The sequence below is a fragment of the Priestia sp. SRI_019 genome, from assembly GCF_057586255.1.
This window is the reverse complement of the sequence record NZ_JBYCZN010000007.1, coordinates 38,350-51,593: the sequence shown is the minus strand read 5'-3', so window position 1 is coordinate 51,593 and position 13,244 is coordinate 38,350. Positions and strand designations below refer to the sequence as shown.

The 13,244-nt window shown below is 31.7% G+C and carries 14 protein-coding genes and 2 pseudogenes; 9 read left to right on the top strand and 7 right to left on the bottom strand.

Translation table 11 applies throughout. The annotated features are described in order from the left end of the window. Nucleotides 1–74: 74 nt before the first annotated feature. A pseudogene (locus tag AC2YJL_RS24555) lies at nucleotides 75–159 on the top strand. Between the two features lie 66 nt (nucleotides 160–225). Here the strand turns inward: AC2YJL_RS24555 and AC2YJL_RS24550 are convergent. Together AC2YJL_RS24550 and AC2YJL_RS24545 are read right to left on the bottom strand one after the other, a co-directional pair. After that, entirely contained in the window at nucleotides 226–1,527 is a 1,302-nt protein-coding gene (locus AC2YJL_RS24550; protein WP_230932215.1) for a replication protein, read from the bottom strand. Between the two features lie 482 nt (nucleotides 1,528–2,009). After that, a complete protein-coding gene (locus AC2YJL_RS24545) occupies nucleotides 2,010–2,585 on the bottom strand; it encodes a MerR family transcriptional regulator (RefSeq protein ID WP_230932216.1) in 576 nt (191 codons plus the stop codon). Nucleotides 2,586–4,914: 2,329 nt separating this feature from the next. Between AC2YJL_RS24545 and AC2YJL_RS24540 the strand changes: the two are divergent. Beyond that, a pseudogene (locus AC2YJL_RS24540) lies at nucleotides 4,915–5,392 on the top strand (L,D-transpeptidase); the annotation flags it as partial. A gap of 94 nt (nucleotides 5,393–5,486) precedes the next feature. On the opposite strand, the gene AC2YJL_RS24535 reads toward AC2YJL_RS24540, so the two are convergent. The 3 genes from AC2YJL_RS24535 to AC2YJL_RS24525 form a co-directional block, all read right to left on the bottom strand. After that, a complete protein-coding gene (locus tag AC2YJL_RS24535) occupies nucleotides 5,487–5,831 on the bottom strand; it encodes a hypothetical protein (protein ID WP_230932218.1) in 345 nt (114 codons plus the stop codon). 98 nt (nucleotides 5,832–5,929) lie between these two features. Continuing rightward, nucleotides 5,930–6,145 (bottom strand): helix-turn-helix domain-containing protein, encoded by a 216-nt coding sequence (locus AC2YJL_RS24530; protein ID WP_098315267.1) that lies wholly within the window; start codon nucleotides 6,143–6,145, stop codon nucleotides 5,930–5,932. A 10-nt stretch (nucleotides 6,146–6,155) separates the two neighbouring features. Next, nucleotides 6,156–6,632: a DUF2975 domain-containing protein gene (locus AC2YJL_RS24525; protein ID WP_230932219.1), complete on the bottom strand. Its 477-nt coding sequence runs from the start codon at nucleotides 6,630–6,632 to the stop codon at nucleotides 6,156–6,158. Between the two features lie 437 nt (nucleotides 6,633–7,069). Between AC2YJL_RS24525 and AC2YJL_RS24520 the strand changes: the two genes are divergently transcribed. Continuing rightward, nucleotides 7,070–7,288, top strand: coding sequence for a hypothetical protein (locus tag AC2YJL_RS24520; RefSeq protein WP_230932220.1), 219 nt, complete (start codon nucleotides 7,070–7,072; stop codon nucleotides 7,286–7,288). Between the two features lie 181 nt (nucleotides 7,289–7,469). Then, on the top strand, nucleotides 7,470–7,751 hold the full coding sequence (locus AC2YJL_RS24515) for an AbrB/MazE/SpoVT family DNA-binding domain-containing protein (protein WP_230932221.1): 282 nt from the start codon (nucleotides 7,470–7,472) through the stop codon (nucleotides 7,749–7,751). A gap of 107 nt (nucleotides 7,752–7,858) precedes the next feature. Here the strand turns inward: AC2YJL_RS24515 and AC2YJL_RS24510 are convergent, their stop codons facing one another. Then, the gene (locus tag AC2YJL_RS24510; RefSeq protein ID WP_230932222.1) at nucleotides 7,859–8,131 is read right to left on the bottom strand and encodes an HU family DNA-binding protein; all 273 of its coding nucleotides are present in this window, start codon (nucleotides 8,129–8,131) and stop codon (nucleotides 7,859–7,861) included. Between the two features lie 431 nt (nucleotides 8,132–8,562). Between AC2YJL_RS24510 and AC2YJL_RS24505 the strand changes: the two genes are divergently transcribed. Continuing rightward, nucleotides 8,563–8,703: a hypothetical protein gene (locus tag AC2YJL_RS24505; RefSeq protein ID WP_230932223.1), complete on the top strand. Its 141-nt coding sequence runs from the start codon at nucleotides 8,563–8,565 to the stop codon at nucleotides 8,701–8,703. Between the two features lie 189 nt (nucleotides 8,704–8,892). On the opposite strand, the gene AC2YJL_RS24500 is transcribed toward AC2YJL_RS24505, so the two are convergent. Further along, entirely contained in the window at nucleotides 8,893–9,333 is a 441-nt protein-coding gene (locus AC2YJL_RS24500; RefSeq protein ID WP_028409936.1) for a YaiI/YqxD family protein, read from the bottom strand. A 1,127-nt stretch (nucleotides 9,334–10,460) separates the two neighbouring features. Here AC2YJL_RS24500 and AC2YJL_RS24495 point away from each other — a divergent pair. The 4 genes from AC2YJL_RS24495 to AC2YJL_RS24480 all read left to right on the top strand — a co-directional run bounded on the left by AC2YJL_RS24495 (nucleotide 10,461) and on the right by AC2YJL_RS24480 (nucleotide 13,198). Beyond that, nucleotides 10,461–10,619 carry a hypothetical protein gene (locus AC2YJL_RS24495; RefSeq protein ID WP_179212638.1) on the top strand — a complete coding sequence of 53 codons (159 nt, stop codon included), beginning with the start codon at nucleotides 10,461–10,463 and terminating at the stop codon, nucleotides 10,617–10,619. Between the two features lie 320 nt (nucleotides 10,620–10,939). Beyond that, the gene (locus tag AC2YJL_RS24490) at nucleotides 10,940–11,650 is read left to right on the top strand and encodes a CPBP family glutamic-type intramembrane protease (RefSeq protein WP_407818445.1); all 711 of its coding nucleotides are present in this window, start codon (nucleotides 10,940–10,942) and stop codon (nucleotides 11,648–11,650) included. A 658-nt stretch (nucleotides 11,651–12,308) separates the two neighbouring features. Beyond that, nucleotides 12,309–12,902 carry a hypothetical protein gene (locus AC2YJL_RS24485; RefSeq protein WP_230932225.1) on the top strand — a complete coding sequence of 198 codons (594 nt, stop codon included), beginning with the start codon at nucleotides 12,309–12,311 and terminating at the stop codon, nucleotides 12,900–12,902. A gap of 161 nt (nucleotides 12,903–13,063) precedes the next feature. Next, nucleotides 13,064–13,198, top strand: a complete 135-nt coding sequence (locus AC2YJL_RS24480) for a hypothetical protein (protein ID WP_269067566.1) — start codon at nucleotides 13,064–13,066, stop codon at nucleotides 13,196–13,198. Nucleotides 13,199–13,244: the final 46 nt, after the last annotated feature.

The following is a 13,244-nucleotide window of genomic DNA, read 5'->3' as shown; positions in this document are numbered from 1 at the left end:
TAAGGGATTTCTTTACTTTTTACATTTTCTCCTATCGTACATATAAACAGAGCCGATGCGCATACTTTGAGTATGGACTTGTAGCTCAATAGCAGAGCAGCCAGTCGTATTACACTATACAACTTTGGCGTCTTGCGGGTTCAAATCCTGCCAAGTCCTCCCTTAAAACACTGAATACGTTAAAAATGGTAAAAGTCCTTGCTATGCTTTAACTATTTTTAAACATTAAGAAGCTGGTTCTTTTAATTTAGCATGTTGCTCTAATAATTCCTGCTCCTTAGGTGTTAATGCTTGTCCTAAATCTTGTTTCAGTTCCGCCATTTCTAATGAACTGTACGTAGAGCAGTGTTCTTGCAGCAAGCATTCTTCTTCTGGTGTAAGCTCTTGCCCTAGGTCTTGCTTTAATTGAATCATTTCAAGCTGTTGTTCTAAAACTATTTCTACTTTCTTTGTACCCTTCCCTTGATCCTGCTCAGCCTGTAACCAATCAGGAACGATTTCTTTACGGATAATATGTTTTGGTATAAACAATTTTGTTGATGACGCTTCTTTATGTATAACTTTCTCATGAGTTGGATATACTGATGAATAATCCTGGTTTTTAGGATCCACCAACTGATAGAATTGGTTTTTCGCAATTTTATAGAGTAATTGGCACATATTATCTAAGGACAAAGATTTGCCTTTATGATTAGCTTCATGTACATATTTGTCTAATCCAATAATAGATGTATACGCAATTTCATGCATTTGCCCTTTGGTAATATCAATCTCTGTATCTCGTTTGACCGTTTTTGCAGCATTTTGAATGCGAGCATAAAAATCTTTTAATTGATGACCATACTTACCTGCGTAGACTTGATTGACTTTCTTAGGAACACCTTTGATATAAGTAAATGACTGTGAAGCAGACATTAAATGATTATTTATATGATTTACAGGTAAATCAAGGTTAATAAAGGCACCAGGTGATTTATCAGTCTTTAAGCTTGGTGTATCAACGTTTTCCACACTTCCTGGATACATCACAGGAAGCGTCACAGGAGTTGTCATTTCCTCTTGTTGGACCGTTTGTATACCTGTTGTATCATGGGCAAAAAAGATTTCGTCGCAAATCTGATTAAAGTTCTTATGGCTTTTAAGAATAAATACATAGCTATCAGGGTGAGTACCTGTTGCATCCTCTTTAATGTATCGTGCTACAAGCACAAACGGTGTCGCTTTTAACGAACGTACAAAACGAGAAACCGTACTTTTAGAAACTTCAAATTTCTTCATGAGCGTTTCAGAACGAATGGCTTGGATGCCTGTAGCCACTAGGTTATAGATGACATGATCGAGCATTTCCATTCTTTTTTTAGGAAATTCTTTATGTATGGCTGATTGGTTCTGTTTGTAATGGGTACGAATAATTTCTAAGAACTCTTCTTTCTTTTTCCGAAGTATGGATTTGTTCTTCCATAACCACTTAAACCGTCCGTTGAAGGTGTCTACATCTCTTAAATAGCAGGTCAATATTTTTGTCATTTGTTCATTATCTCCTTTAAGGAACAAAAAAAGACACTGTTTCCCTGAAAAAAGGAAAACAATGTCGTGATTTTGATGAACTAAGCCCTTGAAATAGATAGCTATTTCATATAAAATAAAACCATAAGTTTTATTTTATAGAAAAACTAACTCTATTAACAAGAGACTTCGACAAGTGTTTTCCCTACTGTATCTAGGGGGAACGGTTTAAGAGTGCTACCAACACGTCTTAAACAGTTGAAGTCTTTTTTCTATTCCGGTCATTTTTGTTAGTTTTATTATAGCGTTAATTAATCTCATAATTCAATAAGAATTAGTAATATATCTCAAAAGATTTAGATTTGCACCTTTTATGAAGTGAAAACCCTATCTGTATTCAAATGAATTTATTGTTGAAGGTATTAAGAGAACTTTCTCTGACAACTGCTACAAAAATAATAAAACAGCTTCTAATTACTGCTCAGTAATTAGAAGCTGTTTTATTATTTTGTGAACATTCTTTTCCATATGCTTTTTCCTTGTTCTTTTTGAATTTCGGTCATAGCTGAATGGATAGAATCTAGTTTTTTAAGTAATTGATCATTCACTTCTTTTAAACGCTGATTGTCTTGTTCAAGTTTATTCATCTGTTCTTTTATTTCTATAACATCTTTTTTTTCTGCCAAATTTTCAGATGGAAGCGTTAGTTGTTCTTTCTTTTCCATTTTTTTATCCATTTCTTCTATTTTTTTAGCAAGCAATAAAAATGCTTCTTTAAAGGAGTTTTCGTTTATATCTTCTTCCTCTGAATCTTTGTTAATAATTTTTGTTTGTTCTTCGCTCATTAAATTTGCTTTAATTAATTCTTCACGAATCATTTCATTTGGTGCATGTTTTCCGAACTTTTCTTTTAGTTCAATAATCTTCTCAATTTTTTTATCTTCATCAGTAAATATGTATCTTATTCTTCCAATTCTTTTATGTCGTACTAACCCGACTTCGCACCAGTCTCGCAACTGATGATTTTCTATATTAAATTTTCTAGCAACTTCTGAAATAACCATTGTTTCTTCGCTCATAATTGTACCTCCCTCATAAACGAATTAATCTAACTTAGTTAGTATCTTATTATATGAAATATTTTTAATAACTCAATTAAGTCTAACTTAATTGGTCCTGACTAATTAAATTAGACTTAATTTAAAGCTTGTCTTTATTATTCTAGCAGATTTTACACTTAACTGAATTAAATTTATTATATTTTACGTTATGTAGTTCAATTAAATTTGAACTGAGTCCTTCAAAAAACTACAAATCCATTATAGTTTTTTGAAATATTATAGTAAGTTTAATTAAAATACAATTAAGTTCAACTAAATGTATTTTAATTAAACTTTTATTCATTTCTATTTAATTTAGTGCAACTTATTTTATTTTAAGTTCAACTAAACTAGAGTTGTGTGCAATGAGGTGATTTTAAGTCAATCTTAAGTTGAACTATCAAGTTTGAATTAATAATTTAGAACAAAAAAGTTGTTTTTCTCATTTTATCCTCAATCTATTGAGGAGTTTAATAGCTAAGGCTACTGTGGATTCTGTTTAGATAATATACTTCTTCTGTAATATGATGTGAAACATATCTATGGAGGCATTATCATAAAAGCAGTCTTTTTGGCTGAAAAGATGCCTTATAGCTTATTTGTGGACATGCTGAGTAAACTGATTGTTTATTTATTGTGAATAGAAATCGTTACGAATAGGTAAACCCTTTTAAGGTTTTTGGACAGTGTAAGCTTTTTGAAGCACTTCAATGATTAATTCTGATGTGATTAAACGAGCAAAAATAGCACACAATTTCTTTAATTTGAATTTAATGAAGATGCTAAACAGAACGAACCACTTCGTATCATAGAGACATACTTAATTTCAGGCACCCATTGTCTAGAGAGATTTGATAAATTTTTGAAACGCTAGAATGTGTTTTGCTTTTTCGTCAATATGACCATAGCCTCTTTTTTGAATATCTATCTCTTATTTTAGCCAGAGTTTTTTTGAAGAATCTTAGCTGATTTTCTAGGCATTAGAGAGCTTTCCTATGTATTAAAAGATGTTAATACATCCACGCAGTTATAAATTGTTACTTCTAATTACTATATTCGCGGCTTAATTATTTAACCAAGTTTTTAGCGTGGTATAAATACATAACCAATTTTTTAAGTTATCATTTTATTTTCTCCCACTTATGATCATTTCCTGATTTTATCCAGTAGTCATAACTAATCCAGACTCAATTGAGTCTGGATTAGTTATCTTATTTGAATGAACATTAATTTGATAGAATCATCTTTTATTGGTGCATTTAGTATGTGTATACATAATTGAAATTAATTTAAATCAATTAATTACTAATTGAGTATAAAAAAAGTATAGATTCGACAGCTTTTAATTAGAAAAGTTGATATGCTCTATTTTAATTAAATTAAACTTCTTTTTTGTTGAGTTGATTTTAATTCAATTGATTCTAAATTAGTGATAATTAACTCGTTTTTTTAAAAAATTAGAGTTAGATTCTTGCAGAAGAAAAAAGAAAATCTAATTGTTTAGTTATATAGTAGGGTGATAATAAAATCTTAAAAAGTTATTTAGTGAATTAATGAAAAGTTTTCAATTTGAAAAGTACATGTCTTTAGTTTTTATCAAAAGAATAGAGAAACAGAAACAAAGATTTACTTTGATGCTAAAAGCATCCTGCTTCATGAATATAAGCAGAAAATTTTACGTGAAAAGATGAAAAAATGAATGAAAAGCAACAACATTTAGCCATGAAATGAAAAAACATAGGGAGACGCAAAGGGGACATAGCTCCAAAACAGGGGGACATAAAGGGGACACTGAGGTTTTATAGGGGGACGTGAAAGGGACGTACACCAAAAAAAGGGGACGCAAAGGGGACATTAAGCGACTTTCTTTGATATCACGGTTTTGCTAGGCTCTGCCTAGCCTATCACACCCTGTGATAGCAAAAACCCCTTATGCTCTTCTCTCTTTTGTAGTTGGGAACCACAATTTACAGGGGAGGAACGAATGTCATGGATATGTTTTTACAAAATATCAATCTGATTGCCGTTAAAAAAATAGATGAAATTGCGAAAGAAAAGAACATTTCTTCTTGAGGATTTGTAAAAGTAAGCTTAAAAAGGAGGGATGTACTAAGAGAGATAAAGGATTATGACAAAGGGAGAAAAGAGAAATTATAAAATGAATTCACGAAATTTTTTGCACGGAATATTGGAGCACATTCTACGGAAAAAGGAATGCAGCACAAGAAATGGAACGTAAAAAAAAGCAAAAGTTTGAAGGCAGAAAAATTTTCTTTCTTCATACTCGGAAGATAGAAGGAGGAAAGAAGCAGCAGGAAAACCAGGTAATCAAAATTTGATTATTATTAATAAGTACTACAACAAGCTTGCCTATTTTCACAATGGCTATATTAAAATCGTTGATCCAGTAGCAACTGGGTAAAACGTGGGATAAAACACCGGTTGGCTTTTTTAAAGTCGTGAACAAAATTAAAAGCCGTCCTTACTATACAGGACATATTCCTGGGGGCGATCCTCGCAATCCGTTAGGAAAACGTTGGTTAGGGTTAAATGCAAACGGTACGTATGGTGATACATACGGCATTCACGGTAACAACAATGAAAGTAGCATTGGAAAATATGTGAGTCAAGGTTGCGTGAGAATGCATAATGCAGACATCGAAAAGCTTTATGCTAAAGTCCAAGTAGGCACACCGGTTGCCATTACATATTCTTATAAAAGCTTCGTTGATCTTACAAGCGTATACGGTTATAAATTCAAAGGCTATAAGATGAAAAATAATTAATATCTGAGCAGCATTCCATGTCTTTTTATCGTGGAATGCTACTCTTTTACTTTGAATTTTTATTTAAGGTCGATAAAATATTTATTTTTAATGATTACATAGATGTTATAAACAATAATAGAAGCATAAAAATTGTTAATATAAGACTGATGAAAATATTTAATATAGAAAGGATTACATTATTTTTAAATTTACGTATTCCAATGATGAGGCCGGATGTAACTATAGTCCACCAAAGGATATCAAAAAATAGTTCATTAAATTTTGCTGTAATTTCAGTGAAAAATAATACGATGAGTAGTAATTGTAGTAAAAGTACTCCAATTCCCCATAATGATGGTTTGTTTTGAGTATTTCTACGACGAGAAAGTACTCCAACTACTATAAAAACTAATATAAGAAATAAAACAAAGAGCATAATTAGACCAGTAAAACTCATTAAATTTCTCCTCAGTTTAACGTGTATTTCTCTTTAACTAACTAATCTCCTTAACCAATCTCGTTAAAGTTCTTTCCCTTACTTCATTTGTGACTGTTTTAAGCATCTTCTTCATCTTTGTACTCTAAAATATCACCAGGTTGACACTCTAAGGCTTTGCAAATAGCTTCTAAAGTTGAAAACCTAACGGCTTTCGCCTTGCCATTTTTTAAGATAGAAAGATTGGCCATCGTTATTCCTACCTTCTCCGATAGTTCCGTTACACTCATTTTTCTTTTAGCCAACATGACATCAATATTAATTATAATTGCCACTTTATCCACCTCAAACTGTGTAATCGTTCTCTGATTTTATATCAATTGCTTGTTGTAAAAGTCTTTTAAGAACCGCAGCGAATACTGCAATGACTAATGAAGCAAAGATAGGTACCATTCCCACTATTATAAGGCCTGGAGCATCGTCTTTGTCTGCTGCCAAAAAAACAAATGGCATCATTATCACATACAAGCCACTAATCACAAGTGCACAATACTTTATTTTCTTTAATGCTGTTACAGAAATGTTAGAAAACGCCTCGTTCTGGTCAATATAGATAAGAAGTCGAAAAGCCTGATATAACGTAAGAAAATAAGGGATAACTGAAAGGTACATAATGCTTACAGCAGGATATAGTATGTAGGAGTAATCTGCATTTGCTGTATTGTTAGCTAAATAAAATAATCCATATATACCTAAAGCAAGAACTGGAGCTCCCATAAAGAAAAGAGCTATCTTTAAAAATATTGTTGAACTTTGTTTCATAATAAAACACCTCATTTAATAAATTTCAAATAAGAATTTAACATATAATTTATCGTTTTACAATAAAAATATATCATATTTCATATTATTATTGTTGTTTATTCAAAATGACTTTAATTTTTAAAATGCAAAAAAACATTCTTTTATATAAATAGGGACTTCAATAAAATAAAAACTGTAGATGAAAATTCCATAAGGTAAACAGGGATTCTTAAATTTTTTATAGCACGATAGTCCAAATTCTTTGAGGTACTCCTTGCAACCTATTAGGAAAACGTGGGTTAGAATTGAATGAAAATGGTACATACAGTCTATATTGAACAACAATAAAAGCAGCGTTTTATGTCAACACACGGGGGGGTGCTTATTTTTTGTATTCTTACCATATAGCCCTTATCATAGAAGTAGATGAAAAATATGGATAAGGGGAAATGAGGGTGAGAGCCAAAATCGAAAAAGCTAATCATGTAGTGATGTTTACAGCAACTGGTGAGTTTTACGCACATGAGGTACCGTGTGAGCTAACAATTGGCTTCTTTACTTGTCCATCTTGTGGGGTAAAAGTATACCATAGAAAGGATCACTTCTTTTCCCGTAATCATGAGCGCACGTGTACGTATGTGAAAGAACAATTTAAAAGAAATGCAAGGGGATAGTATCAAGTAATTTGTGTAACTATTTATTCTCGTGCTAAATTACTTTCTTAAAAAAGAAGAGTTAACAAAATCCCTTTGTTTTTCTATAAGAATAAACAAATGATGCAGCAAAAATTTAATTCTATAAAAGGGATGTCTAGATTTCATGTCCCTTGCTTTATCTTTGGAGGTTGAGAAAAGTATGAAAACAACGGGTATTGTGCGAAAGGTAGACGAGTTGGGGCGTATTGTAATTCCTGTGGAGTTACGGAAGGTTCTTACTATTAAAGAAAAAGATCCTGTAGAAATATTTGTCGATGGCAATCATATTATTCTTCAGAAATACAAACCCAAAAATGAATGTATGATTACCGGTGAGGTGACCTCACAAAACAGGGAATATGCAAAAGGAATTATATTAAGCCCACGAGGTGCAGAAATTTTAAAGCATGAAATTGAGTTTAAATTTGGCATTAAAGCGTAATTTATAAGTGTTTCCGTATGGCATGGTGGCTAGGTCTTATCTTTTTTTGATTGAATCTATGCAAACTCTCCAGAGCAAGGTTCTGGAGAGTTCGTGTAGATATTTTTTTATTTTACAGCTTCTTTAAATTCTTTACCTGGCTTGAAGGCTGGAGCCTTTGTAGCTGGAATGACAATTTGTTCACCTGTTTGTGGGTTACGTCCTGTACGCTCTCCACGTTCACGTACTTCAAATGTACCAAATCCAGCAATTTGGATTTTTTCTTCTTTTGCCAGTGTGGCAGAAATCGTTGCAAATAGTCCATCAATGGCTTTTTTCGTGTCTTGTTTTGTTAATTCAGCCTTTGACGCCACAGCATCAATTAATTCACCTTTTTTCATAGTTAATTACCTCATTTTCTACTATGTATAGATAAGAAACATATCATAGCCACCTTAAAAAAGTCAAACATATGTTCTTGTAGATCTTCTTTATTAAAGAAATAGTATATTTTAATACAAAATAACTAAAATGCATCGCCCGTAAAGTTATACTTTTGCGGACTTTTCTTTAATTTTTAGCTACATATAGAATTTTCCATACTGCCCCTAATATCGATTTAAAAACAGAGTATTCAATTATTTTAATTTATTTTGTAAGCGATTACATGTACAATGGAAATAAGCTTGCTATCATTGTATATAACGTAGGCGGGGCCAGTACAAGATGAAAACAGCTTATCCTATTAAATATTTTGTTAATTTGTATGTATAAGAGATTGTTAGTTTGTCAATAATAAAAAATAGGGACTTGCATAAAGGAGGTCAAACTATTGAGCGAATATAAACAGGTTTTCTCTACATTTATTAATGAAGAGCGATTTGATTTACATTCATACCTTACTTATTTATTTATCAATGAATGTCAGGAAGATGTAGTAAATCAGTTAGAACAGAAATATGTAAAACAATAAATGTATAAATAGGAAAAAAGAAAGGGTAAATAATAATGAACGGAAAAATCGTGTAGGTGACTTTATCTTTCTGAGCAGAAAGAATAGGTCGCCTATTGGTATTTCTACTTAAGCTAACAGAGCAGGTTAGTTTAATATTTGGACAATTTGTTTTTCTGGTTTTTTTTTTTGAAAATAGATGGTTCTTTTTCAGCGTGAAATTGCTCTTTTAAAAAGCCCCTTAAATTTCTCTCTGTCTTCGGGTGTAAATGGTTTTGGCCCCTTTGTACGCTTTCCACTTTTTCGAGCCATTGCACTCAAATAACGCGTTTGTAATAATTGGTCAATGTTTTCATTTGTATAGCTAGACCCATTATGGTGAAGTACCACACACCCTTTTGCTAAACCTAGCGAAGCAAGACCATAATCTTGCGTAACAATTATATCTCCTTTTTCTACTAACCCCATAATCCGATAATCCGCAGCATCTGCCCCAGAGTCAACATAAATGGTTTCCACTCCTGATGGTTGTTCCACATTAGAAAAATGAGAAAAGCTAGTAACAAGGATAACAGGAATTTCAGCATTCGTACCTTCAGAAATAATGATATCTTTTACCGGACAAGCATCTGCATCAACATAAATTTTCATCTTTAACTCTCCCCGTAAATAAGTTTGAGTTGATGATAATGGAAGACTTATCCTTTGTCAAACGATAAAGATATTTTACCTAAAATTATTAAAAAACAGTTGTTGTATTAAAGCACGCGTTTGATGCTCTCTTTTTTAAACTGAGAAGCTAATTTTATCTCACGTAACCTTCTAAAGTATGAAAAAGATGTTATTATCACTTATGAAACCCATAATAATAATGTGTTTTCTATTTATTAGGAGTGTGGTGATATTTGTTTTTAATTCATTTATGTGAACTTTGTAATGTTGAGGAAATAACAACTCAAATAGATACGAAATATAAATGCCCTAAGTGTGGACTATTGACTGAAGATAGATGGATTGATGAAGAAAAGGAGTATGAATCATGAGTTTTAAGAGGGAGAATTAAATACCTTATACATATAAAATATACGTAACTAAGCGTCCTGAAAGGTAAGCAAAATAAAAAGCAACCTCGGCATTGGCCAATGAACGAGGTTGCTTTTTTTGTAAGGGTTTGTCCATACGTATCCGAAGTATGAAACATAAGTAGATTACCATGTTCTGTAATTAAGCACTAATTTGAATGTGTTGCTACATATACAAAATAAAAGAGCAACCTCTCGTCCACTGCAGAGGTTGCTCTTTTGCTACGTTGAAATTTGTAAAAATAGTCTGACCCGTAGTGTGGCATATTATGGTATCAAATGCTATTTTTGGGGTCTGAAGTATATGAATAAAAGGTGCGCTTTTTATTCATCGATTTAGTTGGTCCTTCTAATAAAAAGCCTAATAAATCAAGGATGTATAAAAAGCTGCATAACTCATAATTGAGACCTCTTTCGAACCCTTACTCCCAGAAGGGTTCCTTTTTATGATGTATTCCGGAAGAGTGTTTATGTAAACTAGCTTTGTATATCGTATTCATTTATTTCGCCCTCTTTATAATGTGTTAAAATGTAATTATAAGGAATAAGAGGTGAATATAGTTATGCTTACAGCTTTTGTAGTAACAGCTTCTATTTTAGTATTAGCTTGGATCGTTGGACAAAGAGAGAAACGCCACTAATTTTATATGTTATCCGTACGCAGAATTGAGATGATTATAAATGGATAAGAGAAATATGTTAGTTAAATCAATGTTTTTGTTAAGCTTACTTTCTGTAATGGTCTTTAGCTTTATTTTAAAGCAGGGAGTAACTGCATTACTTGTATCTGCTATTTTCATTGGATTAGCAGGGATTTTTATGAAAACTAAACCTACAAATAAAGACAGCAGCTAATTCTATATTGGCTGCTGTCTTTATTTGTTTCCTAGAATTCGTTTTATGAAAACTAGAGGTATGAAAAAGTTTAAACAAAACTTAAAAATAAAAGAAATTACCTTTTGGAAGAGGAGGGCGCTTTCTTGCTCATCGAATAAGGATCCTAGATAGATGTCTCAACGTTAACACCTCTCTTTTGTTAGTGTCCAATACAAAAATGGTTACAGTATTAATTGTTTACAATTGGAAAATAAAACATAATTTATTCTAATTACTAAAAATAACAATGTTATAATAAATTGGGTTTGAAAATAATTAACAACTAAGAGGTGATAAACATGATATTTCTTACTCTGTTTTTATTATTAATTATTGTAGGGTATCCAGTATGGGACTATTTTTATTTAAAGAAAATAAAAAGTAACCAACTAAACAAGTGGCGAATGTACGGAGAAATTGTTATTACCCAATGGATATTGGTCATCATATTTTTAGTCTATTGGCTTTTGACTAAACACGCGTTTAACAACTTATTTTTTATTAAAAAACCTTTATTTTCTTTAGATAAAGATTTTTTACTGTCTGCGGGAGTGGGGGCAGGAATTAGTATTGCAATAATTGTTTTTATGATTTCTTTTTCCAAGAAGGCTAGAGAGAAAATTTCCGAAGGATTAAGTGATGAGAGTATTCAATTCTTGTTGCCATCAAACTTCAAGGAAAGGCTGTTTTTCCTTTTGATAGCAGTTACAGCAGGAATTTGCGAGGAGATTATTTTTCGTGGTGCAATGTTTCATTATTTCGACCACTTACCTTTTGATTTATCTATCGTTGCGATTGGAATTATTTCAAGTCTGTTATTTGGAATTGTTCATCTGTACCAAGGCTGGAAAGGAGTGCTATTCACTTCCTATTTAGGTGGTATTATGTTTTTTCTTTTTGTGGGGACAGGCTCTTTATGGGTTCCTATCGGACTACATTTCATTATTGATTCGAAGTTTGTCTTTTTGCCTAACAAAAAGAGCCCTTCAAGTATAATTAAAGAAAATTAAAATCATTATTGTCGAGAAATACTCGAATAAATTATAAATACCTCCTAAAAGGCAAATTACGTTAACTACAAATCAAGCTCAATAGAATTCTAGTTATAGTGGATTAAAGGAAAGAGTATTAATTAGTATTACTTCAATGCAAAATTTAAGATAAATATTGACATCAAGGGTTGGGATAACATGCTACTACAAGAGAAAAAATTATACAGAATTGAATTTATAAAGCCTTGTCGGATATATGAGAGTAATTCACTAATGAGATTTAGAAACTCTAGTATTTTAGATATAAACAATCTAAAATCAGATCAATATGGAATTATTCCTAAAGGGGTTAAAGGATGGGTCTTAAAAAAGTGGGGTAAATTGTATTTCTCTCCTGATGACTATCAGGAAGACTTAAAATTCTTTACACCCTCCGAACAACCTCATATTCTTATCTCCTTAAAAAGAATAGAAAACCATTATAAAAGGATAATCTCATAGATAAATTTTGTTAATAACTAATAGAAAGAAAAGGAGCATCAATAAGTAATCAGGTGCTCCTTTTGTGCTGAGAAGAGTGTTTATGTAAACTAGCAATGTATATGGTATACAGTTATTAATCCCGATAAAGGTATAATTAAAGAGTAACACTTTTCTTATAAGGAGGGATGGCTTAATGATTGATAATAGATTATCTAAGATTAAGAATCATGAAGTAGATGCTGCTTTGAGTGAACTTACTGACACAGACATTTTGTTGAATTTCCAACAAGCAATTACGAGCTTATACCCTCATCTAATTCCCATACATGCTCATGCTTATGATGCTTGGGACGATATTGTCATTCCATTATTTTATGAAATGGTTTATAAGACGTTTACTTATAAATACGGTATTGAGATTGAGCCAAATGAAACACACGCTTATATGTTTAGCTTAAGGTGTTATGAAGGTATCCATCATATTGAATGCTTTCCAAAAATGGCATCCTTTAAAGGCATACTGAATAACGATTATTTTGAGGTGAACGATGAGGAACTAAAAGGAAGAAGGCTTGTTTTCAAGTCTTTTGGAGATAGTGTTCACTATTTAACAACTGGTTTGGATACTGAAAGTACTGATGCTGTTAATTTTGAACTAGTTGAGGTAGACGTTATATGTTCTCAATCAAACAGGACCACGGATATTGATGGATGTACTACATTTTTTATTCATAAAGACGATGTAGAATTTATGTTTATTGCTGAGACTTTTAATCAAGATTTATAAAAATAAAGAGGAGCTTTAGCTCCTCTTTTCACTTCCTAGAATGTGGATTATGTTAACAATAATGTCGTATACAATAGGTTTTCAAAGATGCATTTGTATAAATAATGAAAATATGTAACTTTTATGGAATTCATTCGTATATATTATCAGGAGGGGATAATATGAATACATCGAGTATTAATTGGGCAGATATATCTTTCCAAATTTTTTGGTTAATTTTATTAGTTTCTATGGGCTTGTTTGTCTGGAAAGTTATTAATGTTAGAAAACAAAATAAGCGTTTTAATAAAAACTGATAAGATCTTTGTACATAGGAATGTGATTTTAAGAGAATGGTGGTAC